Here is a 21,209-nt window from a genome sequence, read left to right as displayed (position 1 = left end):
GGATAACAACAAGATGGATGAGCCTACTCCTGCCTATCGCATCCTGATCGCCGACGACCATCCGCTGTTTCGTGAGGCAATCGCGCGGGTGGTCGGCGCTGGCTTCCCCGGCAGCGAGCTGCTGGAGACCGAGAATCTGGAGGCGACCCTGGCCTTGACCGCCGACGAGGAGGATCTCGACCTGATCCTGCTCGATCTCAACATGCCCGGCATGAGCGGCCTGACCGGGCTGATTCAACTGCGCAACGAATCGCCCACCATTCCGGTGGCGATCATTTCCGCCGAGGAGGACAAGAACGTCATGCTGCAGGCGGTCTCCTGCGGTGCCGTGGGCTTCCTCACCAAGTCATCCCCCAAGGAGCAATTAATCAAGGCCATCGCGCAGATACTCGAAGGCAACATCTATCTCCCCTCCGATATCATGCGTGCCAGCAACACCCGCCCACAGGAGCCGAACGAGCGCAGCATCACCCCGGAGCAGCTCGAAACGCTGACCCGCAAGCAGCTGCAGGTGCTGGAGCACATGACCCGTGGGGAGTCGAACAAGATGATCGCCTACCATCTCAACATCGCCGAAACCACGGTGAAAGCCCACGTCTCGGCCATCCTGCGCAAGCTCGGGGTCAGCAACCGCGTGCAGGCCATTCTCTCGGCCAGCGACATCGACTTCAGCCGCTACCTGCGCAAGCCCTGAAGCTCCCCCGCGGTGGCTTCGAGCGGAGCATCGGCCACCAACTGCTGCAGCGTGGTGCGCAGCCGCAACGGCTTGACCGGCTTGTTGAGTAGTTGAAAGCCCAGCTCACGCACCTGCTGGCGCAGCTCACGACTATGGTCGGCAGTGATCACCAGGACCGGAAGTGGGCGCTTGCGCATGGCGTTGATACGCTCCGCCAGATCGAGGCCGTTGCATTCATGGTCCAGGTGATAGTCCACGATCAGCGCATCGGCGCCCTCTTCCGCCAGGCAGGCAAGCTGTGACAGGCGAGTTTCGCTTTCGGCCACGATGACCTTGCAACCCCAACGCTCCAGCAGGTGGCGCATCGCCAGGCAGATGGCCGGATCGTTGTCCACCACCCACAGGCATCTCCCGGCCAGCTCCCGCCCCACCCCGCTGACGACCACCGGCCGGGGCTGGCCGGCCGGGAGCTGCTGCGCATAGGGCAGCAGCACGCCGAACAGGGTGCCGCGGCCGATCTGCGAGCTCACGCGTACCGGCTGGTGCAGCATGCGCGAGATCTTGTCGACGATGGAAAGACCGAGCCCCAGGCCACGATCCCGAGCCGAAGCGGTCTGCAGTCGCCGAAACTCCTGAAAGATCAGCTCACGCTCCTCGTCGGGAATGCCGCAACCGGTATCCAGTACCTGGATCTCCAGCCCCTCCCGGCGACGCCGACAGCCCAGCAGCAAATGGCCGCCTGGCGTGTAGCGTACGGCGTTGCTCAAGAGGTTGCGTATCACCCGGGCCATCAGCGAGATATCACTTCTGACGATCGCCGATGACGGGACGTAATGGAACGCCAGGCCTTCGCTGGCCGCCACCTGGCGATACTCGCGAGCCAGGCCGTCGAGCAGATCGCGGATGGCGAAGGGAGCCACCTCGGGAGTGATCACCCCGGCATCCAGCTTGGAGATGTCCACCAGCGTGCCGAGCAGTGTCTCCACATCCTTGAGCGAGTGACCCACCTGCTGGATCAGCTCCAGGTTGGTCGCCGACATCTCCTGCTCCACCAGCGCCCCCACGAACAGCCGCGCCGCATTGAGCGGTTGCAGCAGGTCATGGCTGACCGCCGCTAGGAACTTGGTCTTGGAGAGATTGGCCGCCTCGGCCTCGGTCTTGGCCTCGCGCAGCTGGCACTCGGCTGCCAGGCGCTCCTCGATTTCCCCGCGCAGCTGCGCATTGACGCGGGTCAGCTCCGCGGTGCGTTCGCGCACACGCTGCTCGAGGTTCTGGTAGGCATGGTGCAAGGCCTCGGCGGTACGGCGCTGCTCGGTGATGTCGCGGACGAGCACGAAAAAGCCGATGACGCTGCCATCGCTGTCGCGGTGCGGCACGTAGGCGCGAAGCAACACCCGCTGTTCGCCGGCGACGTTCTGCTCGGGCAGTTCGAAACTGATACGCTCTCCGGCCAGTACGCGCTGGAGATACGGCATCAGCCGCGCACAGTGCTCCGCCGAATGCAGGTCACCCAGAGAGGAGCCCAATGGCAGGTCGTGGGGCCAGCCGTACCACTCCTCGTAGACGCGGTTGGTGAAGACGTAACACAGCTCACGATTCAGGTAGGCGATCATTGCCGGCACCTGATCGGTGATGGTGCGAATCCAGCGTTCCCGCTCGGCCAGCGCCTCGGCCTGCCGAATGCGCTCGGTGATGTCGGTATAGGTGAGCACCTGGCCGCCGCCAGGCATGGGATGGCCGCGTACCTCGACCACGCGTCCATCGCTGAGCCGGCGCTCGCAGGCCGGCAGTATCGCCTGCATATCCGCCGGGTCGAGCAGCTCACTGGTGGCTTCCAGAGACCCCAGCGCTACCGGCAGCGTCAGCCCATCGAGGCCGGTGAGCTGCGAGAAGCGCTGGTTGTGCATCTCCAGCTGGCCGCCACGGGTAATCACCGCCACGCCCTGGGAGAGACTGTCGAGGGTGGCCTGCAAGAGGCGCGACTTCTGGGCCAGGGCATGCTCGCGCTGGGCGTGCTCATGGCGCTTGAGTTCGGTGATGTCCACATAGAGGAACACGCGCCCCCCACCGCAGATCGGCCGCTGGTTGACCTGCACCCAGCGGCCGTCGTGCAGCTGGTAGACGGTGCGTCCCTCGCGCTGTTTCAGCTGCTCCTTGACGACCAGCCCGGAGGTGAGCGCCAGCCGCCGCAGCTCCTCCAGCGACATGCCGGCCCTGATTTCGATACCGGCCGGACGCCAGAACTCGGCGAAGCGGCTGTTGAAGTGCTGGATACGCTGGTCGGCACCGAACAGCACGAAGGCGTCGGTAATGCTTTCAATGGCGTCGACCAGATACTGGTTGGCCTGCTCGGCGCGCTTGCGTGCCTCGCCCAGCAGTCGATTGCTGGCACGCAGCTCATCCAGGGTCTGGTTGAGGGCGCGGGTGCGCTCGCGGACCTGCTCGGCGAGCAGGGCGGCATGCTCGAAGGCGGCATAGGGCGCGATGCGCGGCAGGTTGCTCGACTCGACCCGCTCGATCAGGGCCGCGTTGATGCGCTCGAGCTTGGCAACCTGACGCTCCAGCTCACGTTCGCGTTCAGAGATCACGGCGGGACCGACCGATGAAGACGCCGCTGAAGGTCTGGTTCAGGTGCAGGCCGTTGCAGTGCTCGCCGTAGGTGTTGAAGCCGAGGATACGCTGGCGCCGATAGAGCTCCCCGGCGGCCGGCTGCAGCCCCGACTGCTCGAGCTCCAGGCGGCGCAGGAAGCAGTCGCAGGCGAGAATGCATTCAGCCGGCCCCAGCCGCTCGACGATGGCCTCGATCTCGCAGGCGAGATCCTCCAGCAGGTCCGTACCCTGCATGGCGGTCATGACGATGCCGGTCTCCACCGCACAGTAGAAGCTCAGGCTGAGGTCGCGATTGACGCCCTGGATGGCGCGCACATAGGTCTTGTCATGGAGCCTGACGGCCAACGGATGCCGGGCGAACACCTCGGGGCCCAGCGCCTCGACGGGACAGCCCACCAGTCGCGCATACTCCTGCGCCGCAGGCTCGGCGTTGAGCTCCAGCACCCTGCGCCCCTCGCTGTCGGCGGCCGTCACTACCAGCTTCTCGCCGCGGGGCCGCAGGTGGTGGGTCGAGAGCACCTCGAAATCCAGCGCGGTATTGATCATCAGCACGACCGCCGCCTGGGCGTGAAAGGCGCCTTCGCCATAGACATGCGTTCCGGTCAGGCGATTGTCGTCCCCGGCGCTGCCGCCGAAGTGAGGAATACCCGCCAGCACCGAGGTCAGGGTCAGCAGCACCTGTTCCTCGCAGGCCGAGAGGCCGTCGAGCAGGGTCATGGCGAAGGTGTGCCCCTTCAGCGGAGCCACGCCATGGCGCAGGCAGTGATCGAACAGTTGATCGGTAATACGCTGGGCATCGATCAGCGTGAAGCGATCCAGCTCATGGATCAGGCGGTAGTCGAGGGTAAAGGCACGGCGGTCGAAACCCAGTGCCACGATGGAACCCCGAGAATAGCCATCGACGCCCAGCTCCCCCGCCGTGGTACAGCCACACAGCGTAACGCCCCCCAGGTGGGCTTCCAGGGCAGTGGCCAGGGCAGGCAGGTCATACTCCGCGGAGCAGAAGAACAGCACCCCCTCCAGGTCGGGGTGAAGCAGCTGGCTGGCGAGGTACTGTGCCGCCCGCTCCGGATCGCGGAGGGAGGACTGGGCCACGCGCAGCGACGCATCCTGCGGGGCTTCCACTTCCGAGACCGCTAATGGCATTGGCATGGCTGGTCTCTCTCGATCCAGGGTCCGGCTTTCAGTCTATATCTTGATGCAAAGCAGCAACATAGCACTTCAGTGTCGAAGCGAGGCCGCGGTGCCAGGACCAAAGTCGTAGACTGCTCTCAATGCCGCTCATCGCCGAGCAGCTGGCTGAGAACGGCCCGCAGCTTGCCCGGCCGCACCGGCTTGTGCAGCAGGGGAATGCCTGCCTCGGCCAGGGTTCGCCGCCAGGCCTCGGAGCGATCCGCCGTGATCACCACCGCCGGCAGCGCAGGCTGCTGCCAGTGCCGGCGGAGCTTCTCCACCAGGAGGTCGCCCGTTTCGCCGCCGTCCAGGTGCAGGTCGACCAGCAGCACGTCTGGCGGCTCATGCGGCTGAGCCAGTGCCTCTTCCAGGTCGTGGGCAACGCGACAGGTCATGCCCCACTGCTCGAGCAGCGCCTGCATGCCCATCAATATTCGGCTGTCATTGTCGACCACCAGCATGCGCCGGCCCTGCAGGGGGCTCAGCTGCAGAGAGGCCAACGGCGCGGCCTCCTGCGAGGAAGATGGCCGACAGATCGGCACCCGCACGGCAAAGCGCGAGCCGTGGCCCGGCGTCGAATCCACACTCACCGTCGCGTCCAGCCGCTGGCAGATCCGCTCGACGATGGCCAGGCCCAGGCCCACCCCCTGCCGATTGCGCGCTTGCTCGGCGTTGAGCTGGTGATACTCCTCGAAGATCGCCCGAAGCTGGTCGGCGGGAATGCCGGGGCCGGTGTCGTGCACTTCGAGGGAGACGACATCCCCCACATGACGCACGCCGAGCAGCACACTGCCGGACTCGGTGTAGCGGCAGGCATTGGAGAGCAGGTTACGCAGCACCCTGCCCAGCAGGCGGAAGTCACTGTTGACGCAGACCGAGCTTTCCACGCAGCGAAAGCGCAGCGCCTTGCGCTGGGCACGCGGGGCATACTCGGCCACCAGGCCATCGAGCATGCGCGAGATGGGGAAGCATTCCAGCTGCGGTTGAATACGCTCCTGGTCGAGCCGCGCAATGTCGAGCAGGTCGGTGAGCAGCTCCTCGGCGCCTTCCAGGGAGAGATGAATGCTGTCGACCAGGCGGCCGCTATCGCCATCGAGCTCCCGCTCGCGCAGCGTGGATACCAGCAGGCGCGCCGCATTGAGCGGCTGCAGCAGGTCGTGGCTGGCCGCCGCCAGGTAGCGATCCTTGCTGCGGTTGGCTTCCTGGGCCAGGTCCCGCGCCGCGCGCAGCTGCTCCTCCATCAGGCGCCGCTCGGCCACCTCGCCGGCCAGATCGGCGTTGAGCTGCTCCAGCAGTTGGGTGCGCTCCTGCACCCGGGCCTCGAGGCGTGCGTTGAGCGCCAGCAGCTCCTGGCGGGCCCGCTCACGCTCGGTGATATCGGCAACGAAGCCCTCGACCAGGATCTCATCGCCCCGATCCGGCTTGCTCAGCAGGGTCAGGGCGACCGGCACCCGCCGGCCGTCGCTTCCGGCAAGCCAGGTGGTGTGCCCCTGCAGGTGGCCCTGCCGGTGCAGCCGCGACGCCACCCGCTCCGCCTCCTCGGGCTCGGCAAAGAGCGCCTCCAGCGATGCGCAGCGGTTCAGCGTCGCCGCCACGTCGCCATCGCCCAGCATTGCAGCCAGGGCCGGATTGGCTGCCAGGAGGCGCCCGCCCAGGGAGGCCTGGAAAATGCCGTGCAGGGCATTCTCGAACAGCCACTTGTAGCGGTTGCGCTCGGCCTCGAGCTCGGCCATGCGCGCCGTCAGCTCGGGGTAGTAGCTCTTGCGCGCCGACTGCTGGCCAAGCCCCAGCAGCTGGCTGACCGAGTAGCCGTCGGGGTCGTTCACCTTCTTCATCGGGCATACGACCGCAGCATCACAGGGCCTCCTCGAAGACCACCTGCACGTCCCTCGAACCGGAGCGGCGCGGATTGGTCAGGATGCAGGGATCCTCGAGAGCATGGCGGGTCAGGAAGGGCACGTCGCTGGTGCTGACGCCAAGCCGGCCGAGACTTCCCGTCAGGCCGACGGCACGCTTGAGCGCAACCAGGTGATCGATCAGCCGGGCCCGCACCTGGCGACTCGTCAACCCACGGCAATCGATGCCCAGCGTCTCGGCAATGCGGGTAAAGCGCTCCGGGGCCGACTCGAAGTTGTAGGCCACCACGTGCTCGAGCAGCAGCGAGTTGCACAGCCCATGGGGCAGGTCCAGGAAGCCACCCAGGCTATGCGACATGGCGTGCACCGCCCCGAGGATGGCGTTGGAGAACGCCAGCCCCGCCTGCATGCTGCCGAGCATCACCTGGGCACGCAGCTCGAGGTTCTGCGGGTCGGCCACCAGCGCGACGAGATGACCATTGATCAGGCGCATCGCCTCCAGGGCGTGGGCATCGGTGAGCGGACCACTGCCGGTAGAGACGAAGGCCTCGATGGCATGCACCAGTGCATCGACACCGGTGCAGGCCGTCAGGAATGGGCTCATGGTGAGGGTGACCTGGGGGTCGATCAGCGAGACGTCCGGCACCACCGACTTGCTGACGATGGAGAATTTCATGCGCCGCTGCTGGTCGGAGATGATCGCGAACTGGGAGATGTCCGCCGAGGTGCCCGCGGTGGTGGGCACGAAGATCAGCGGCGGGATCGGCACACGCAGGGTGTCGACGCCCTCGAAGTCCAGGATGTGGCCGTTATGGGCAACGACGATGCCGATACCCTTGGCGCAGTCCATGGGGCTGCCGCCACCGATGGCCACGATGGCCTGGGCGCCCATCTCGCGATACGCCGCGGCCCCCGCCATCACCTCCTCGACCCGCGGGTTGGGCGAGACCGAGACGAAGCGCTGGCAGGCGATGCCCTGGGCCGCCAGGTCCGCCTCCACCTCTTCGACCCAGCCGGCCAGGACGACGCCAGGGTCCGATACCAGCAGCACCCGCTCGGCGCCGAAGGTACCCACGTAGTTGGCCACGGCGCGGCGTGCACCGTCGCCGAAGATGATCTCGGGGGCCACGAACTTGCGCAGGTCGGTGATACTGGAAGCCATGCTGGGAACCTCCCGCTCGACGCTGCCCGGCACCGGGGCCCGGCCAGGGTCAGCGGCGTCTTGTTATCGTGTCACCACGGGATTTTCTGGCCCATGTTATGGGGCATCCCGTTCCGGCGCCCTTCGCCCTTGGTCGCGTATGGCCTAACCGCGACAAAGGATGCGCGAATTGCGGGCATGACGCGATATAAGCCCCTCTACCTCTCGGTGATCGGCGCTCGACTCGTCCAAGGCCTGTACGATCAGCTCATGTCGCGGCGACTTGCTGCATACCGGATCGGTGGCCGCCGCATCGCCCGTCAACAGATAGGCCTGGCAGCGGCAGCCGCCGTGATCCTGGTGGCGCTCGCTGCAGCCACGACAGGGCTCGGGCATCCAGGCGTCGCCGCGAAAGCGGTTGAAGGCGTCGCTGGCGTACCAGATCTCCTTCAGCGATGCGTCGCGCACGCTGGGAAAGGGCATGGGCAGCTCACGGGCACTGTGACACGGCAGCACGGTGCCATCCGGAGCCACCGTCATGAAGATGGCGCCCCAACCGCCCATGCACGCCTTGGGACGCTCGGCATGGTAGTCCGGCACCACGAACAGCAAGCGCATGTTGCGCCCTCGCGCAGCCAGGCGCTCACGCCACTCCCGGGTCACCGCCTCGGCACGCTCGACCTGGGCACGGCTCGGCAGCAGGCCGGCACGATTGAGCCTGGCCCAGCCGTAGTACTGGCAGCTGGCCAGCTCCACGGCATCGGCACCCAGTTCGTCGCACAGGGCAATCACCCGGTCGATGTCATCGATGTTGTGGCGATGCAGCACCACGTTGAGCACCATGGGATAGCCGGCCGACTTGACCGCGCGGGCCATGGCCAGCTTGCCGGCATAGGCCTTGGCCGAACCCGCCACGGCGGCGGCAACCTCGGCATCCGCCGCTTGCAGGCTGATCTGGATATGGTCCAGCCCCGCGTCCCGCAGCGCATCGATGCGCGCAGTCGTCAGTCCCACGCCGGAGGTGATCAGGTTGGTGTAGAAGCCGAGCCGCCGGGCTTCGTCGACCAGCGCTTCCAGGTCGCGGCGCACCAGCGGTTCACCCCCCGAGAAACCGAGCTGTACGGCACCCATGGCCCGTGCCTGGCGCATCACGTCGATCCAGGCGTCGGTATCGAGCTCGTCACGGTAGCGCGCGAAGTCGAGGGGGTTGGAGCAGTAGGGGCACTGCAGGGGGCAGCGATAGGTCAGCTCGGCCAGCAGCCACAGGGGCGGGCCGATGCCGCTTGCCCCGCCGGTCCGGGAGCGAACGACGTCAGTCATGATGAATCCAGCCCTGTTGCAAGGCGTCGACGAAGAACTCGATGACATCCTGGGCAAGCTCATCGCTCGACGCATCGGGATAACGCCGGGTGAGCTCGTCGATCAGCGCGGCGACATCACGCTCACCATCGACCAGCGACAGGATCGCACCGGCACTGTCGTTGAGCTGCACCATCCCCTCGGGGTAGAGCAGCACATGGCACCCCTGGGCCTCCTCCCACTGCAGCCGCCAGCCGGGTCGGAGCGAGGGCACCGCCAGGGCGTTCATGCCAGTCCCCGGTGAAAAACCGCTCGGTCGGTCACACTGTGATAGGGCGGACGCCCCAGCTGGTAGGCCAGGGTCATGGCATCCAGCATGCTCCACAACACGTCGAGCTTAAACTGCAGGATCTCCAGCGCGCGCTGCTGGGCTTCCACGGTGGTGCATACCGTCAGCGCCACTTCCAGCCCATGCTCGACATCTCGGCGCGCCTCCTTGAGGCGCTTGCGGAAGTATCCGTAGCCGGCCGCGTCGATCCAGGGGTAGTGACCCGGCCAGGTGTCCAGGCGGCTCTGGTGCGCCAGGGGAGCGAACAGCTCGGTCAGCGAGGAGATCGCCGCCTCCTGCCAGCTGGCCCGGCGCACGAAGTTGACGTAGGCGTCCACGGCGAAGCGCACACCGGGGAGGACATGCTGCTGGGACATCAGCTCCTCCCGGGGCAGGCCGACCGCCTCGCCCAGGGTCAGCCACGCCTCGATGCCACCTGCATCATCGTCGCGGCCGTCGTGGTCCAGCAGCCGCTGGATCCAGCGTCGCCGCGTGGCGGCGTCCGGGCAGTTGGCCAGCAGCGCCGCGTCCTTCTGTGGAATCATCACCTGATAATAGAAGCGATTGGCCACCCAGCCGCGGATCTGCTCCGGCGTGGCGCGCCCTTCTGCCATGTCGACCTGATAGGGATGGTGAATATGATAGTAATCCCCCTTGGCCAGCAGGGCCTGACGAAAAGCCTCGGGGGTCATGAGAGAGACTGGCGAAGAGAGAGCGGCGTTCATGTCTGGTCCTGTTAGTTGTTTGTTGTTAGCTGTAGGGCGTCGGTTTCCCTGGCATTTACAGTGACAGGCGCATGCCGTCATGGGCCACCTCGATGCCGTGCCGGTCCAGCTCGGCGCGCTCGGCGGACCCCTCGTCCAGGACGGGGTTGGTATTGTTGATATGGATCAGGATGCGCCGCGTGCCTGACGGCAAGGCGTCGAGCTCTTCGATCATGCCGCCCTCCCCGGCCAGGGGCAGGTGCCCCATCTCGCGGCCGGTGGTATCGGCGATCCCGAGGCGCGACATCTCGTCGTCGTGCCATAGCGTGCCATCCACCAGCACGCAGTCGGCCCGGGCCATCAGCGCCCTCGCCTCGCGGCTCGGCGCCCCCAGGCCAGGCCCATAGAAGAGCGAGCCGCCCGTCAGGGTGTCGTGAAACAGCAGCCCCAGGTTGTCACCGGTGGCCGGCGCACCGCGCCGGGGAGAGTAAGGAGGGGCATTGGAGTGCAGCGACAGCGCGGTGATCGCAAGTCCCGGGCAGCTTGGCACCTCAAAGGTGCAGCAGTCGCGCTCGCCGGACAGGGCGATCTCTCGCCAGGACAGGCCTCCGTTCCAGTGTTCCAGCATGGGAAACAGCGGGAAGCCGGTGGACAGGTCGTCGTGGACACTCGCGGTGCACCAGACGTCAAGCGGACAGCCTTCGCGCAGCGACAGCAGCCCGCTGACATGATCGATCTGGGCATCCACCAGCAAGACTTCGGCAATGCCACTGCCGCGCAGGCCACGCCTGGGAAAGAGTGCTGGATGGGCGCTGAGCTGGGCACGAATGTCGGGCGAGGCATTGCACAGCAGCCAGTGCTCACCGTCCATGCTGATGGCGATGGAGGATTGCGTCCTGGGGCTCAAGCCGCTCCCTCCCAGGCGCACCCCACGGCAGTTGGGGCAGTTGCAGTTCCACTGCGGAAACCCGCCCCCGGCAGCCGAACCGAGTATCAGCACCTGCATGGCGCTTCTCCTTCTTGCCCGAACGGGGCCATTGCAGGCCCCGTTGGCGTGACGAGTGATCAGCGGTTGGCGATATAGAGGGTGACTTCGAAGCCGAGGCGAAGGTCGCGAAAGCTAGGCTTGGTCCACATGGCATCTCTCCTGTTGGTATTGTCGGTTTGTGCAGACGTGCCGCAGCAGCGGCACAAGTCCAGTAAAGCACCCGCCGCCCTGCTCATGGGCGGTACTTTGGAAGGAGAAGCCTCCCTTCATTGGGAGCAAACGGGAGGGAGAGCGCTAGCGCGCCCGGGGGTTGCCGGCTAGCCTCGAAAGATCCTCTTCGTGCCGGGAACTCTGATGAAACCTTACCGTCTGCTGCTGCTAGCCACCTTGGTCCATGGCTCACTCTCCTGGGCCGACGAACCGACCGCTGCGCCGACCCAGGGACGCATGGTCGACAGCTATCTGGCATATGGGCAGTTCAAGATGGGACGCTATGAACAGGCTTTCGAGATCTGGCAGCGCCTGGCGATGGAAGGAAATGCCGACGCGGCGTTTCAGCTGGCAGTGATGCTGGAAGATGGCCGTGGCACGCACCCCGACCTGGAACGGGCACTCGCTTACTACCGCCAGGCCAGTGAAGGCGGCAGCCGCCGCGCGGCGCATCGCCTTGCAGCGCTGTACGGCGAGGGTGCCCACGGCCTTGCAGCCGATCATGCCCTGAGCCGGTACTACCGGAGCATGGCCGAGTCGCCGTCATCCCTGGACTGAGCCAGTCCATCTCGAATGCCGCCGTCTTGAGCTCACCTCTCCCTCACCCTTGCCGCCAGCTTCGCAGCCGGCGGCCTGCTCTACGTGCTCACCGGCGAAAGCGATGGTGGGTTCTATCGGATCGAGCCCAAAGCTTGATACGGCTGATCAGGCCTGGCCAGCCAGGTACTGCATCAGGATCATCTTCAGTCGTAGCGGCTTCAGCGGCTTGAGCAGACACTCATGGCCCAGTCGCCGGGCTCGAGCCTTCAGTGCCGCATCATGGTTGGCGGTAATCAGCACCACCGGCAACCCAGGATGACGCCGGCGCAGCCTGGCCGCCACGGCCAGGCCGTCTGGCTCATCCTCTTCGAGGTGATAGTCCACCAGCAGCACATCGGCACTGTCATCGCCGACAAGGGCTTCGAGCTGTGCCAACGACGCTGCCGTGACCACCCGACAACCCCAGCCCCCCAGCAGGGCCGCCATTCCCTCGCAGATGGCAGGGTCATTATCGATCACCCAGACCATGGCTCCCGAGAGGCTATCCGGCGCCTGTCCGCCCACTATCGGCAATGATGCCCGTGTCGCCAGCTCCTGTGGTGGCCCATAGGGCACGCGAACCGAGAACAGCGAGCCCTTCCCGGGCTGTGAGACGAGTCGCAGCGGGTGACCCAGCATGCCGCTGATGCGATCGACGATGGCGAGCCCCAGCCCCAGGCCTCGGTCCTGGTCGCTCGACTCGACCCCGAGGCGGCGAAACTCCAGGAAGATTGCCTCGCGCTGGGCCTCGGCGATACCGAGCCCCGTGTCGCCCACCACGATCTCCAGGCCATCGGCACGATGCCGGCAGCCCAGCAGGATGCGCCCCTGTGGGGTATAGCGAATCGCGTTGGCCAGGAAATTGCGCACGACCCGCGCCAGCAGTGCCAAATCCGATTCGACCACGGCGTCACAGGGCACGTAGCGCAGCTCCAGTCCACGGGCGGCTGCCATCTGTCGATACTCCTCGGCCAGGACATCGAGTAGCTGAGTAACGGGAAAGGGGGCGATATCGGGCGTCAGCACGCCGGCATCGAGACGGGAAATATCCACCAGAGTGCCAAGCAGGGCCTCGACTCCCTTGAGCGAGCGACCGATATTACCGACCAGCCGGCGCGAGTCATCGGGCAGTGCATGCTCGTCCAGGGCGCTGGCGAAAAGCCGCGCGGCGTTGAGCGGCTGCAACAGGTCGTGGCTGACGGCAGCCAGAAACTTGGTCTTGGAGAGATTGGCAGCCTCGGCCTCGGCCTTGGCCCGGTGCAGCTCGGTCAGTGCCTGCTGCAGCGCGTCGGTGCGCTCCCGCACCTGCTCGGCCAGCAGCACCGAGTGCTCGAAGGAGGCGTAGGGTGCGCCGCTGGCGACCCCACCGGACTCGACCCGTTCGATCAGTGAGGCGCAGATGCGCCTGAGCCGGGCATTCTCTTCCTGCAGCACGCGCTCCCGTTCATGCCACTCGTCGGGCAGTTCAGGCGGTTGGAACAGATCCAATGGCGACCCCGGTCAGCGTCTGGTTGATGTGCATGCCATGGTGCTGCTCCCCATAGGTGTTGAAGCCGACGACACCCGCCACCCCCAGTAGCCGCGAAGCCTCGTCGACCTGGCCCAGGGCTTCCAGTTCGAGTCGCCTGAGGAAACAGTCGCAGCCCAGGATCAGTACCGGCTCGCCCAGCCGTTCACGCAGGCCCTGAAGCGTAAGCTGCAGGTCATCGAGCAGCGGGGCAGGCTGCATGGCGGTAAGCACGATGCCGTTCTCCACCGCGCAGTAGAAACTGAGGCTGCCATCGTCGTTGGCACCCTGGATGGAGCGCACGTAGTGCTGTTCACCGATGCGTACCGCCAGGGGATGGCTGGCAAAGATCGCCGGCTCCAGCGCCGTGACCGGCAGCCCCACCAGGCGAGCATACTCCTCGGCCGCAGGGGCCGCGTTGAGCTCCAGTACCCGACGTCGTTGGCAATCCGCCCGTGTCACCACCAGCTTCTCCTGGCGCGGACGCAGGTGGTGGGTAGTGAAGACTTCGAAGGGCAAGCGAGTCTGGATCAGCACCACTACCGCCGCCTCGCTGTGAAAACGGCCATCGCTGTAGACATGGGTATGGGCCAGGCGGTTGTCGTCACCGGCCGAGCCACCGAAGCTGGGGATGCTGCCCAGGGCCGTATCCAGCGTGGCCAGCACCTGCTCCTCACTGCTGGAGAGACCGTCGAGCAGGGTGAGCACGAAGTGCTGCCCACCCTCCAGCGTTGGCGAGGCGTGCCGACACGCCTCGAGCAGCTCCCCGGTCAGGCGCTGAGCCTGAAGCAGACCGAACCCCTCCAGGTCGTCGATCAGGGTGTGCGCGACGGCGAAGACGCGGCGATCGAAGCCGATGGCCACGATACAGCCGCGACAGTAACCCGAAGGTGTGATCTCGCCTGCCGTGGTACAGCCGGAAATGGGTGTGCCCTCGAAAGCCGCGTTCATCGCGGGCCCCAGCCTCTCGAGCGAATACTCCGCGCTGCAGAAGAACAGCACGAACCCGAGCTCGGCATGGCGCAGCTGCCGGGCCAGCTCACGCGCCGCCTCGCCGGGCTCGCGTAGGGTACTGTAGGCGGTGATCACTGGCGGAACGCCACAGTGGTGCACTGTCTCGGTGACGTCGGCGTCAAGTAGGTCCATGGCGACCTCGGCAGGGGTTTCCTGCAGTTTAGGCTGCCCCGGGGGCATGCCACAACGCAGGTCGTCGTCTGGAGCCGCTTACCGGGCCATATCGCCCGGCGCCGTCTGCTCCGCCAGCCACCTTTCCAACTCATCGAGGGTCACGGGAATCAGGGCGTGGAGGAGCTTCAGCTGCTCGCCCACGTCCTCCTGACGCTCATGATGGGCCAGCGCTTCAATGCGCTGAGCAACGGCAGCGAGCTTGCGGGCACCAAGGCTTGCCGATTCACCCTTGATGCTGTGGGCGACGGCTTCCAGCGCTGGCATGTCCCCCCGGTCCGCAGCGTCCTGCATGACAAGGCTCTGCGACTGCAGCTGGTCGCGATGTACCGCGACCAGCGTCGCCACCATCGTCTCACCGAGCGAGTCCAGCAGATCGGCCAAGGCCTGCTCGTCAAGCTCGGCAGCGGCGGAACCAACGGCCCCCTCCTGTGCCGTTACCGGCGCCAGCTCCGGCAGCGCGCGACGCAGGCAGGCCGCGAGCTCTGTGCGAAGGAGCGGCTTGGTCAGATAGTCGTTCATCCCGGCATCCAGGCAGCGCGCCCGCTCGGCCCCGGGGCCGCCGGCGGTCATCGCCACGATGGGCACCCGTCGGCTCCACCCCCCTTTCGCCCGCACTCTACGCACGGTCTCAAGACCATCCATGTCGGGCATCTGCACGTCCATGAAGATGAGGTCGAAGGTCTCCGTAGCGATGGCCTCCAGGGCCTCCTGGCCGCTGCCGGCCACCTGCACATGACAGTCGAAGCGTTCGAGCATCGCTACCGCCACCTGCTGATTGACCGGGTTGTCCTCAACCAGCAGCACATTGCCATCGAAGCTGGCCGACATGAGCGCTGGCGGCTCGTCACGTTCCGCTTCATCGTCGGCCGGTTCGAACGGCAGCTCGATCCAGAACCGACTGCCCTTGCCGGGCTGACTATCAACGCCGATCTCCCCTCCCATGGCATCGGTGAGGCGCCGACAGATGGCCAGGCCCAGGCCGGTGCCCCCGTAGCGCCGTGCGGTGGAGGCGTCCGCCTGACGAAACGGCTCGAAGAGCCGCTGCTGCTGGTCCGCGGTAACCCCGGGCCCGGTATCGCATACCGCCAGGTAGAGTCGACCGCTATCCGTCTCCTTCGCCTCGATGACCACCCCGCCCCGCTCGGTGAACTTGATGGCATTGGCCAGCAGGTTGAGCAGCACCTGCCTCAGCCGGGCAGGATCCCCCATGAACCGGGCGGGCAGCATTGGCGAGAGGCGACTCTCCAGCTTGAGACCCTTGGCCTCGGCACGCGGCGCAAAGAGGCGGCAGGCATCGTCGATCAGGGCCGCCAGTCGCACCGGTCGATGCTCCAGTTCAAGCTTGCCGGACTCGATCTTGGAAAAGTCCAGGATATCGTTGATCAGTCCCAGCAGGCGCCCGGCACTGGCATGAAGCGTGCCCACATACTCCCGGGAGCGAGCGTCCAGCGGCTGGTCCATGAGCAGGTCGCTCATGCCGATGACCCCGTTGAGCGGGGTGCGTATCTCGTGGCTTACGGTGGCAAGAAACTCCGACTTGGCCCGGCTGGCCGATTCAGCCTGACGAGCCGCGTCCTGAAGCTCCCGGCTCAATGTCTCCAGCGAGCGCCGCGCCGCCGCATTGTCGCGGGCCTCCCGCACCAGAAAGATGATCACCAGCAGCCCGGCCAGGCTCATGGCCAGGATCAATGCCAGCAACAGCACATAGAGCGCCTGCAAGGCTTCCCGGTCACGGGTCGCCGCCTCGGCGAGGTATCCATTGATGGCGATGACCAGCTGTTCGGTATTGGCACTGAGGGCCTCCAGCCTGGCGTCCAGCGCATGGTGTGCGGGATCGTCCAGCCGATCGAGCTGCTGCAGCACGTCATCGAAATCATCCATCCTGTCGATGATCTCGGGCAGCAATCGATGCGCCGCCGGACTGTAGTCGAACAGCTCGGTGGCATCGACCCGGCGCAGCTGGTTGAAGCGACTATAGAGCAGTTCGAAGCGCAGTCTCAGGGCATCCAGGCTCTGCCCGCTACCGCTGCGCCGCGCCAGGTCGCTGCGCAGCTGCACGATATCGCGGTCGAGCTTGTAGGCGTGCCAGGAGCTATCCGCCCCCACGTTCTGGTAGAGACCTTCCTGGCGCCAGGCAGCCAGCCCCACAACGACCAGGGCGGCAGTGAAAAAGAGCAGCGCGGCCATGGCGCCCAGCTTCAGCCGAAGCGGATGACGCAGCACCATTATCTCGCCTCCCGTATCAAAACCGCTCAGGGAGCATGGGCCGCTCAGGGAGCATGGATAGTTCCCACATGCCAGACCGAGCGAAAGCGGATGGTCTCGTTGAGCAGCTCAGGGTGCTCATCGAAGGGGTAGAGGACGAAAACCGGACCGAGGTCGCGAACGGCAATGGGCTCGCCATCGCGCTCGATGGCCAGGATCACATCGTAATCGTGAAAGTCCGACACCGGCACCTTGGCCTCGAAGTCGTCCAGCGCCCTCACGCGCACATGCTCCACGTTGACACCGGCCGCTTCGAGCACCGCGCGGGCCAGCGGCCCCTTGAAACGGCTCACGCCCTCGGTCCAGGGGGTACCGGTTTCGATGACCGTTGGTGCCAGAGACATCAGCATGGCCCGATCCAGATGCAACTCGTCACCGACATTGGTGTGCTCGATCTGCCCGGACAGCCGCAGCAGGACCTCCCCTTCCGGAGGCGGAAAGGACGCGGCCAGCGTCAGCGGTGACAAGGCCCATAAAGGCAGCAGGCAGAAGGCGAACAGATAACAACATCGTCTCGTCAACAACATCACGGCAGTCCAAAAGCACCGGGGTAGTGACGGACAAGGTTACGCGAAATAGGCTGAAAGGTCAGGCAAGAAAGGAACCGCTGCGAAGCAGGGAAAATACAAGACAGGAAATGGCTCGGTAGCGCGGCTCGGGCAGGAGGAGGAGGCACCTCCTGCCCTTGCAGAGTATCAGCTGTCGGCACTCTCCACCGGTTCGCAACGCACCAGGTCCTCATAGGCGTGCCAGCTGGCGTGTCCCAGCACCGGCAGGATCAGGGCCAGGCCGATGTAGAAGGTCAGCACCCCCACCAGCACACAGCCGGTCAGTATCGCGGCCCACAGCAGCATGGGGCGAAAATTCCTCGACACGGAACGCACGCTCGCCTCGATGCCTTCCATGAAGGTGAGATCCTGATCCATCAAGGTTGGAATGGCGACCACGCTGATGGTGAAGGCACCGAACGCCAACACGGCACCCACGCCCGAGCCGACAAGGATCAAGCCCAGCCCTTGCGGCGTAGTCAACAGCGATGCATAGAGCGCCGCGGGCCCAGGCGCCTCGAAACCGTAGAACAGTGCGAAGAGCAGGGTGGCCAGTCGAATCCAGGCCAGGAAGAAGATCATCATCATCACGCCCATCATCGCCAGCTGGCCGGCGTGGGGCCGCCAGGCGCTGAAGGCGTCTCCGAGATGGGGGGTGCGGTTGGCCTCGATCGCCCGGCTGACCCCGTAGGACCCCACCGCCACCAGTGGGCCAAGGAACATGAAGCCAGCGGCCATGGGCAGCAACCAGTGCCACAGGTCGAGCATGACGGCACCCAGGGTCACTGCGATACTCAACCCGACCCAGAACATGCCATAGGCGAGGCTAACCGCCGTGGCCTTGCGAAAATCCTCGAAACCGGCGGCCAGCCAGGCCCTGGGCCTGTCCATACCGATTGGATTGATGATGATCTTCACCGTGGGCACCGATGACTGACCCGTGGATCTTGTTGCTGCGTTCATATGCATACCCCGTATGGTCGCCAAGTCATGTGACGAAAGAGCGCGCCGTTCCGGTTGGGTGACCGGGAGGCGTCTTGTTGTCCTGCTACAGCATGTCGTCCTGCTACGGCATTAATGTAGTTGACCTAGCACAAGAGTGCGCCTCGGACCAATCAACGTAAAGCCCCATTTTGTCGAAGAAGCTCCCGACTTTTACAGCAATCACAAAAAGGCATAAGATCCTAACTCTGTCGTTCATAGGGGCATAATGGAATGCCAAAGCGTTCCTTCTGGTGGCGTCCAGCCCACAGTAATATGTTCGTTTGGCACGACTTCCGACAAGAACTCCGACCAGGAGCCTGACGATGAAACGGGTTTTCCCTATTGCGTCCCTGCCACTGGTGAGCCTGCTGTTGGTAGGCCTCCCCCTGACCGCCCAGGCCGAAGAGACCTTTTCCGATGCCCAGCTCGAGGTGATGGCAGGCGGCTGCGCCAACTGCCACGGCACCGATGGCCGGCTGGCCGGCAGCGTACCGACGATCGCCGGCCGTCCCGCCGATGTCCTGACCTCGCGTCTGCTCGACTTCAAGCACGAGGAAGTCGGTGAAACCACGATAATGGACCGGATCGCCAAGGGCTTCACGGATGCCGAGCTCGAGGCACTCGCCCGGCACTTTGCCGGCATCGATCTGGAAAACGATAACGAGCGGGAAGAATGAGGGGGCGCGACATGAACCATCGTCACAACCGCAACGGCCTGACCCGTCGTCAGCTGATCAAGGGCCTCGGCGCCGCATCCCTGCTGCCGCTGGTGGGCAGCGCACCCTTCGCCATCGGCGGCCAGCACGCCGGGCGCGTCATCGTGGTCGGCGGCGGCTTCGGGGGTGCCACGGCCGCCAAGTATCTCAAGCGGGCCAACCCGGCCATCGACGTGATCCTGGTAGAGCCGAACGAGACCTTCTATACCTGTCCGTTCAGCAACCTGCACCTGGGCGGGCTGCGGGAGATGGACGCCATCGCCCATGGCTACGATGAACTGGAAGAGCGTTACGGCGTGCGCGTGATCCATGCCATGGCCGAAGACGTGGATGCCGAGGCCCACAAGGTAACCCTCTCCACCGGCCGCGAACTCGACTACGATCGCCTGGTCCTCTCCCCCGGCGTCGACATGCGCTGGAATGCGCTGGAAGGCTACGACGAGGAGGCCGCCGAGAAGGCTCCCCACGCCTGGAAGGCCGGTGCCCAAACCGAACTGCTGCGCAGCCAGCTCGAGGCCATGGACGATGGCGGCACCTTCGTCATGGTGGCACCGGACAACCCCTTCCGTTGCCCGCCCGGCCCCTATGAGCGCGCCAGCCTGGTGGCCAACTACCTGGCCCAGCACAAGCCGAAGTCGAAGGTCCTGATCCTCGACGCCAAGGACAATTTCTCCAAGCAGGGGCTGTTCACCGCCGGCTGGGAGCGACTCTACGGCGACCGCATCGAGTGGGTGGGACTATCGAACGACGGCCGGGTAACCCGCGTCGATGCCGACAGGCTCGAAGTCGAGACCGAATTCGGCACCGTGCATCGCGCCGACGTGCTCAACGTCATTCCACCCCAGAAGGCCGGCTGGATCGCCGAGCGTGCCGGCGTCACCGACGACTCCGGCTGGGTGCCGGTGAAGCCCGAGACCTTCGAGTCACGCCAGGTCGATGACATCTATGTGGTGGGCGACGCCACGGTGGCGGCGCCGATGCCCAAGTCGGGCTTCTGTGCCAACGCCCAGGCCAAGGTCGTGGCCGCCGCCATTGCCGCGTCGCTGGAGTCGCGTCCGGCGCCTGAGGCCTACTGGACCAATACCTGCTATAGCCTGGTCGGGCCGGAGTACGGCATCTCGGTGGCCGGTGTCTATCGTGTCCAGGACGGTGTGATTGCCGAAGTGGAGGGGGCCGGCGGCCTGAGCCCGGCCGATGCGCCAGACGCCACGCGCGCACTGGAAGCCGAATACGCCGTGGGCTGGTACAACGCCATCTGCCAGGATACCTGGGGCACTCCCCTAGGCGGCAGGGTTACCTGAGCGGGTCACATGAACGAAGGTCACCTGAACGGAGGTCACCTGAGCAGGGTCGCCTGAGAGTGGCCGAATACATGCACGGCATTGCGACAAGGACACTCTCTGCATGAGCCATACCGAGCTGGTGGTCTGGTCGGCTGTACTGATCGGCCTGGTTTTCGGCGCAACCGGCCAGGCCACCGGCTTCTGCCTGATGCGTGGCCTGGCCAATCGCTGGACCCTCGGCGACAGCCGCAAGCTGCGCAGCTATGCCCTGGCCATGGCGGTGGCGCTGCTGGGCAGCCAGGCATTGGCTATGGCCGGGCTGGTGTCACTGGAAGACTCCCTCTACGCAAACCCGGCCCCTTCCTGGCTTGCCATCCCCCTGGGCGGCGCCCTGTTCGGCTATGGCATGGCCCTGGCCAACGGCTGCGGGGCCCGCGCCCTGGTACTGCTGGGCAGCGGCAACCTGCGCAGCTTCGTCGTCCTGACATGCCTCGGCCTGGCCGCCTACATGGCGCTTTCCGGCGTACTGGCGCCGCTGCGGATCTGGCTGGAAGGCATGACCACACTGGCCCTGCCCACCCATGACCTGCCAGGGGCAATCGGTGCCCCCGCCTGGCTCATGGCGCTGGTACTCGGCGGCGCCCTGCTGGCCTGGGTGTTCTCCAATGCAGCGTTTCGTGCCTCGCCCGGGGATTGGCTCGGGGGCCTCATCATCGGCCTCCTGGTTCCGGCAGGCTGGTACGCCACCGGTGTGCTCGGTCATGACGACTTCGAGCCGGTACGCCTGGCGAGCCTGACCTTCATCGCCCCCATCGGTGAATCACTGCAGTACCTGATGCTGTCCACCGGCACCCGACTCGGCTTCGGCGTCAGCGTCGTGGGTGGCGTCATCATGGGCGCCCTCGCCATGGCTCTGCTGCGGCGTGACTTTACCCTGCGGGCTTTCGACGGGCCCGGGCAGATGTTGCGCAGCATGGCGGGGGGCACCTTGATGGGCATCGGTGGTGTCATGGCGCTGGGCTGCTCCATCGGCCAGGGCCTGTCCGGGCTGTCGACACTGGCGTTGACCGCCTTTGCCGCCCTGGCAGGCATCGTGGCCGGCGCCCGACTGGGGATCGTCGGCCCATTGGCACTGTCCAAGAATTGATCGATTA

19 protein-coding genes are annotated in these 21,209 nt (G+C 65.7%); 5 read left to right on the top strand and 14 right to left on the bottom strand.

All coding sequences use genetic code 11. The features are described from left to right. The first annotated feature begins 13 nt into the window (after positions 1-13). A complete protein-coding gene (locus tag LY622_RS20260; RefSeq protein ID WP_234292542.1) occupies positions 14-694 on the top strand; it encodes a response regulator in 681 nt (226 codons plus the stop codon). Here LY622_RS20260 and LY622_RS20255 read toward each other — a convergent pair. The 9 genes from LY622_RS20255 to pqqA all read right to left on the bottom strand — a co-directional run bounded on the left by LY622_RS20255 (position 676) and on the right by pqqA (position 10,924). Then, positions 676-3,264, bottom strand: a complete 2,589-nt coding sequence (locus LY622_RS20255) for a hybrid sensor histidine kinase/response regulator (RefSeq protein ID WP_234292541.1) — start codon at positions 3,262-3,264, stop codon at positions 676-678. The genes LY622_RS20260 and LY622_RS20255 overlap by 19 nt on opposite strands. Further along, the gene (gene nosP, locus LY622_RS20250; protein ID WP_234292540.1) at positions 3,254-4,438 is read right to left on the bottom strand and encodes a nitric oxide-sensing protein NosP; all 1,185 of its coding nucleotides are present in this window, start codon (positions 4,436-4,438) and stop codon (positions 3,254-3,256) included. Before nosP (LY622_RS20250) ends, LY622_RS20255 begins: the two co-directional genes overlap by 11 nt. Before the next feature lie 119 nt (positions 4,439-4,557). Further along, positions 4,558-6,294 carry a PAS domain-containing hybrid sensor histidine kinase/response regulator gene (locus LY622_RS20245; RefSeq protein ID WP_234292539.1) on the bottom strand — a complete coding sequence of 579 codons (1,737 nt, stop codon included), beginning with the start codon at positions 6,292-6,294 and terminating at the stop codon, positions 4,558-4,560. A gap of 19 nt (positions 6,295-6,313) precedes the next feature. Next, positions 6,314-7,477 (bottom strand): alcohol dehydrogenase-like regulatory protein ErcA, encoded by a 1,164-nt coding sequence (gene ercA, locus LY622_RS20240; RefSeq protein WP_234292538.1) that lies wholly within the window; start codon positions 7,475-7,477, stop codon positions 6,314-6,316. 144 nt (positions 7,478-7,621) lie between these two features. Next, positions 7,622-8,776 (bottom strand): pyrroloquinoline quinone biosynthesis protein PqqE, encoded by a 1,155-nt coding sequence (pqqE, locus tag LY622_RS20235; protein ID WP_234292537.1) that lies wholly within the window; start codon positions 8,774-8,776, stop codon positions 7,622-7,624. Further along, a complete protein-coding gene (gene pqqD, locus LY622_RS20230; RefSeq protein WP_234292536.1) occupies positions 8,769-9,044 on the bottom strand; it encodes a pyrroloquinoline quinone biosynthesis peptide chaperone PqqD in 276 nt (91 codons plus the stop codon). Before pqqD ends, pqqE begins: the two co-directional genes overlap by 8 nt. Further along, positions 9,041-9,808, bottom strand: coding sequence for a pyrroloquinoline-quinone synthase PqqC (gene pqqC / locus LY622_RS20225; RefSeq protein ID WP_234292535.1), 768 nt, complete (start codon positions 9,806-9,808; stop codon positions 9,041-9,043). The genes pqqD and pqqC overlap by 4 nt, the downstream gene beginning before the upstream one ends. A 55-nt stretch (positions 9,809-9,863) precedes the next feature. Continuing rightward, the gene (gene pqqB / locus LY622_RS20220; RefSeq protein WP_234292534.1) at positions 9,864-10,793 is read right to left on the bottom strand and encodes a pyrroloquinoline quinone biosynthesis protein PqqB; all 930 of its coding nucleotides are present in this window, start codon (positions 10,791-10,793) and stop codon (positions 9,864-9,866) included. A gap of 59 nt (positions 10,794-10,852) precedes the next feature. Then, a complete protein-coding gene (pqqA, locus tag LY622_RS20215) occupies positions 10,853-10,924 on the bottom strand; it encodes a pyrroloquinoline quinone precursor peptide PqqA (RefSeq protein ID WP_010627037.1) in 72 nt (23 codons plus the stop codon). Positions 10,925-11,129: 205 nt separating this feature from the next. Here pqqA and LY622_RS20210 point away from each other — a divergent pair, with 205 nt between their 5' ends. Then, entirely contained in the window at positions 11,130-11,543 is a 414-nt protein-coding gene (locus tag LY622_RS20210; RefSeq protein WP_234292533.1) for a tetratricopeptide repeat protein, read from the top strand. A 147-nt stretch (positions 11,544-11,690) separates the two neighbouring features. Here the strand turns inward: LY622_RS20210 and LY622_RS20205 are convergent, their stop codons facing one another. The 5 genes from LY622_RS20205 to LY622_RS20185 form a co-directional block, all read right to left on the bottom strand. After that, positions 11,691-13,052: a hybrid sensor histidine kinase/response regulator gene (locus tag LY622_RS20205; protein ID WP_234292532.1), complete on the bottom strand. Its 1,362-nt coding sequence runs from the start codon at positions 13,050-13,052 to the stop codon at positions 11,691-11,693. Further along, positions 13,030-14,217, bottom strand: coding sequence for a nitric oxide-sensing protein NosP (gene nosP, locus LY622_RS20200; RefSeq protein WP_234292531.1), 1,188 nt, complete (start codon positions 14,215-14,217; stop codon positions 13,030-13,032). The genes LY622_RS20205 and nosP (LY622_RS20200) overlap by 23 nt, the downstream gene beginning before the upstream one ends. Before the next feature lie 78 nt (positions 14,218-14,295). After that, positions 14,296-16,485 (bottom strand): ATP-binding protein, encoded by a 2,190-nt coding sequence (locus LY622_RS20195; RefSeq protein ID WP_234292530.1) that lies wholly within the window; start codon positions 16,483-16,485, stop codon positions 14,296-14,298. 44 nt (positions 16,486-16,529) lie between these two features. Further along, on the bottom strand, positions 16,530-17,051 hold the full coding sequence (locus LY622_RS20190; RefSeq protein WP_234292529.1) for a putative pterin-binding protein: 522 nt from the start codon (positions 17,049-17,051) through the stop codon (positions 16,530-16,532). A gap of 168 nt (positions 17,052-17,219) precedes the next feature. Then, positions 17,220-18,035 (bottom strand): DUF2189 domain-containing protein, encoded by an 816-nt coding sequence (locus LY622_RS20185; protein ID WP_234292528.1) that lies wholly within the window; start codon positions 18,033-18,035, stop codon positions 17,220-17,222. A gap of 344 nt (positions 18,036-18,379) precedes the next feature. Here LY622_RS20185 and LY622_RS20180 point away from each other — a divergent pair, with 344 nt between their 5' ends. The 3 genes from LY622_RS20180 to LY622_RS20170 all read left to right on the top strand — a co-directional run bounded on the left by LY622_RS20180 (position 18,380) and on the right by LY622_RS20170 (position 21,202). Next, a complete protein-coding gene (locus LY622_RS20180) occupies positions 18,380-18,733 on the top strand; it encodes a c-type cytochrome (RefSeq protein WP_234292527.1) in 354 nt (117 codons plus the stop codon). Positions 18,734-18,744: 11 nt separating this feature from the next. Continuing rightward, on the top strand, positions 18,745-20,073 hold the full coding sequence (locus LY622_RS20175; RefSeq protein WP_234292526.1) for an NAD(P)/FAD-dependent oxidoreductase: 1,329 nt from the start codon (positions 18,745-18,747) through the stop codon (positions 20,071-20,073). A gap of 103 nt (positions 20,074-20,176) precedes the next feature. Beyond that, positions 20,177-21,202: a YeeE/YedE family protein gene (locus LY622_RS20170; protein ID WP_234292525.1), complete on the top strand. Its 1,026-nt coding sequence runs from the start codon at positions 20,177-20,179 to the stop codon at positions 21,200-21,202. Positions 21,203-21,209: the final 7 nt, after the last annotated feature.

This window comes from Halomonas alkalisoli, from assembly GCF_021412585.1.
Lineage (GTDB): Bacteria > Pseudomonadota > Gammaproteobacteria > Pseudomonadales > Halomonadaceae > Halomonas > Halomonas alkalisoli.
This window is presented reverse-complemented; position numbering and strand designations above follow the sequence as displayed.

Bases quoted from the DNA above. Each gene is read 5' to 3' on its own strand.
- LY622_RS20260 (WP_234292542.1), top strand. From the start codon at position 14: ATGGATGAGCCTACTCCTGCCTATCGCATCCTGATCGCCGACGACCAT.
- nosP (WP_234292540.1), bottom strand. From the start codon at position 4,438: ATGCCAATGCCATTAGCGGTCTCGGAAGTGGAAGCCCCGCAGGATGCG.
- LY622_RS20245 (WP_234292539.1), bottom strand. From the start codon at position 6,294: ATGAAGAAGGTGAACGACCCCGACGGCTACTCGGTCAGCCAGCTGCTG.
- ercA (WP_234292538.1), bottom strand. From the start codon at position 7,477: ATGGCTTCCAGTATCACCGACCTGCGCAAGTTCGTGGCCCCCGAGATC.
- pqqE (WP_234292537.1), bottom strand. From the start codon at position 8,776: ATGACTGACGTCGTTCGCTCCCGGACCGGCGGGGCAAGCGGCATCGGC.
- pqqD (WP_234292536.1), bottom strand. From the start codon at position 9,044: ATGAACGCCCTGGCGGTGCCCTCGCTCCGACCCGGCTGGCGGCTGCAG.
- pqqC (WP_234292535.1), bottom strand. From the start codon at position 9,808: ATGAACGCCGCTCTCTCTTCGCCAGTCTCTCTCATGACCCCCGAGGCT.
- pqqB (WP_234292534.1), bottom strand. From the start codon at position 10,793: ATGCAGGTGCTGATACTCGGTTCGGCTGCCGGGGGCGGGTTTCCGCAG.
- LY622_RS20210 (WP_234292533.1), top strand. From the start codon at position 11,130: ATGAAACCTTACCGTCTGCTGCTGCTAGCCACCTTGGTCCATGGCTCA.
- nosP (WP_234292531.1), bottom strand. From the start codon at position 14,217: ATGGACCTACTTGACGCCGACGTCACCGAGACAGTGCACCACTGTGGC.
- LY622_RS20195 (WP_234292530.1), bottom strand. From the start codon at position 16,485: ATGGTGCTGCGTCATCCGCTTCGGCTGAAGCTGGGCGCCATGGCCGCG.
- LY622_RS20190 (WP_234292529.1), bottom strand. From the start codon at position 17,051: ATGTTGTTGACGAGACGATGTTGTTATCTGTTCGCCTTCTGCCTGCTG.
- LY622_RS20185 (WP_234292528.1), bottom strand. From the start codon at position 18,035: ATGAACGCAGCAACAAGATCCACGGGTCAGTCATCGGTGCCCACGGTG.
- LY622_RS20180 (WP_234292527.1), top strand. From the start codon at position 18,380: ATGAAACGGGTTTTCCCTATTGCGTCCCTGCCACTGGTGAGCCTGCTG.
- LY622_RS20175 (WP_234292526.1), top strand. From the start codon at position 18,745: ATGAACCATCGTCACAACCGCAACGGCCTGACCCGTCGTCAGCTGATC.
- LY622_RS20170 (WP_234292525.1), top strand. From the start codon at position 20,177: ATGAGCCATACCGAGCTGGTGGTCTGGTCGGCTGTACTGATCGGCCTG.